Origin of the sequence: Streptomyces zinciresistens K42 (assembly GCF_000225525.1) — a bacterium.
GTDB classification, from domain to species: domain Bacteria; phylum Actinomycetota; class Actinomycetes; order Streptomycetales; family Streptomycetaceae; genus Streptomyces; species Streptomyces zinciresistens.
Map to the genome: position 1 here is coordinate 1 of NZ_AGBF01000392.1, position 2,506 is coordinate 2,506.

A 2,506-nucleotide genomic window follows, 5' to 3' on the forward strand; every position below is an offset into this window, starting at 1 on the left:
GCGGGATCCCGCGCGGGGTGCGGGGTGGCGGGTGCGGGGCCAAAGTGACTACGCCGTGGCGGAGTTCCCTCGGGCGTCCGGGAACTCCGCCACGGCGGCGGTGCGTTGAGAGGGTGTACGGCCGGGTCAGCGGCCGGCGCCTCCGTCGGCGTTGGGGCCTTCGTAGTCCTCACCGTAGGCGCCCTTGGCGGGGCGTCGGCGGCGCATGGGCGGCTCCACTCCGTCGGCGAGGCGGCGGGCGGTGAGCAGGAAGCCGGTGTGCCCGATCATCCGGTGGTCGGGGCGGACGGCCAGGCCCTCGATGTGCCAGTTGCGGATCATCGACTCCCAGGCGGTCGGCTCGTTGAAGCAGCCGATCTCGCGGATGGACTCGACGGTCCGGGCGAGCTGGGTCGTGGTGGCGACGTAGCAGCAGACGATGCCGCCGGGGACGAGGGCCTTGGAGACGGCCTCCAGGCACTCCCAGGGGGCGAGCATGTCGAGGATGACGCGGTCGACGTCGGTGTCGCTCAGGTTGTCCTGGAGGTCGCCGACGGTGAGCTGCCAGGCCGGGTGGGGTCCGCCGAAGTAGCGTTCGACGTTCTGCCGGGCGATGTCGGCGAAGTCCTGGCGCCGCTCGTAGCTGTGGAGCATGCCCTGGTCGCCGATGGCGCGCAGCAGGAAGCTGCTGAGCGAGCCGGAGCCGACGCCGGCCTCGACGACGCGGGCGCCGGGGAAGATGTCGGCGAAGGCGAGGATCTGCCCCGCGTCCTTGGGGTAGACCACGGCGGCGCCGCGGGGCATGGACAGGACGTAGTCGGGGAGCAGGGGGCGCAGCGCGAGGTAGGCCACGTTCCCGGTGGTGCGGACAACGCTGCCCTCGGGAGAGCCGATCAGCTCGTCGTGCGGGAAGGAACCCTTGTGGGTGTGGAAGTTCTTCCCGGCCTCGAGCGTGAACGTGTAGTGGCGGCCCTTGGGGTCGGTCAGCTGAACCTGGTCCCCGACCTTGAAGGGCCCGCGCCTGCGGGCGGCACCGGTCGGTTCGGACATGTGACCAGCCTACCGGCGATTCAAAGGGCCGCCGACCACGGGCGGGCGGTCAGCTGGGGCGGGCCATCGCCTTGACGAAGGCGCGTTCCACGTCGGCCGCGGACAGGACGCCGTAGATCTCGCCGTTCCCCTCGACGACCAGGTACTCGGTGGCCGGGGTGGCGCGCAGGGCGTCGAGCAGGTCCTCGCCGGCCAGTTCGGCGGAGACGCGCATGCCCTCGGTGAGTTCCTGGGCGAGGCCGCTGACCGCGACCCAGGGGCGGCGGTGCTCGGGTACGCCGACGATGGCGGCCTCGCGCACCAGCGACAGGGGCTGGCCGTCGGCGTCGACGACGACCAGCGCGCGGGCGCCGGCGGCGTTGGCGCGGCGCAGCGCCTCGGAGAGCGGGGTGTCGGTCTCGACGGGGACGGCACGGCGGGTGAGCGCGCGGGCCTGGAGTTCGGGGAGGTGCTCGCGCAGGCGGGCCATGCGCAGGCTGTTGCCGGCGCCGGTCCAGATGATCGCGGCGAGGATGGCGGCGAGCAGGGCGTCCAGGACGGTGTCCATGCCGACGCCGTCGCCGGCCTCGGAGCCGAGGGCGCCGGACTGGGTGAGCCAGGGCAGTCCGACGAGGACGGAGACGGCCAGCAGACGGCCCACCCAGGCGGCGGCGACGGTGCCGGCCATGGGCTTGCCGGTGAGCTTCCAGACGACCGCGCGGAGCATGCGGCCGCCGTCGAGCGGGAGGCCGGGGAGCAGGTTGAAGGCGGCCACGATGAGGTTGGAGACCATCAGGCCGGCGAGCAGGACGCCGGGCACGGTGCCGGGTTCGACGGCCAGGAGGGCGGCGTAGAAGACGCCCGAGAGGACCAGGGACAGCAGCGGGCCGACGAAGGCGAGGACGAACTCGCGGCCGGGTGTCTCGGCCTCCTTCTCGATCTCGGAGACACCGCCGAAGAACTGGAGCTGGATGCGGCGCACGGGCAGCTTGAAGCGCAGGGCTGCGACGGTGTGGGCCAGCTCGTGGACGAGGACGGAGGCGTAGAAGGCGACCGCGAAGAAGAGGGAGACGAGGTAGCGGGCGGCGCCCAGCTCGGGCAGGACGCGTTCGAGCTGTCCGCCGAACACCCAGGTGATCAGGGCGGCGACGAGGAACCAGCTGGGCGCGACGTAGACGGGCACACCGAACGGCCGCCCCATGAGCAGGCCGCCCCGCGTCGACTCCTGCGGGCGCTGCGGCGGACCGCCCTTGTCGTCCTCGGAGTGCGCGAAGGGGCGGTCGTCGTGGCGGGGGTGGGCGGGGCCGGGGCCGGTGGGGGCCGCGGGGGTGTGCGCGGTGTGGCGTGGCTCGCGCGCGGGGGCGGGCGCGTGGGGGCGGTCGGGGGCTTCCGGGTGGTTGCGCGGGGCCGGGCGCGTGACCGCGCCGGGGCGCTCGGCGGCTCCCGGGCGCTCGTCTGCCGCAGGCCGCTTGGCCAAGTCCGGACGGGGGTCCGCGTC

The 2,506-nt window shown here is 73.9% G+C and carries 2 protein-coding genes; both read right to left on the reverse strand.

From position 1 onward, the window contains the following. Positions 1-126 precede the first annotated feature (126 nt). Positions 127-1,029, reverse strand: coding sequence for a tRNA (adenine-N1)-methyltransferase (locus SZN_RS36675; RefSeq protein ID WP_007505871.1), 903 nt, complete (start codon positions 1,027-1,029; stop codon positions 127-129). Between the two features lie 49 nt (positions 1,030-1,078). Further along, entirely contained in the window at positions 1,079-2,485 is a 1,407-nt protein-coding gene (locus SZN_RS36680; RefSeq protein WP_244313497.1) for a site-2 protease family protein, read from the reverse strand. Positions 2,486-2,506: the final 21 nt, after the last annotated feature.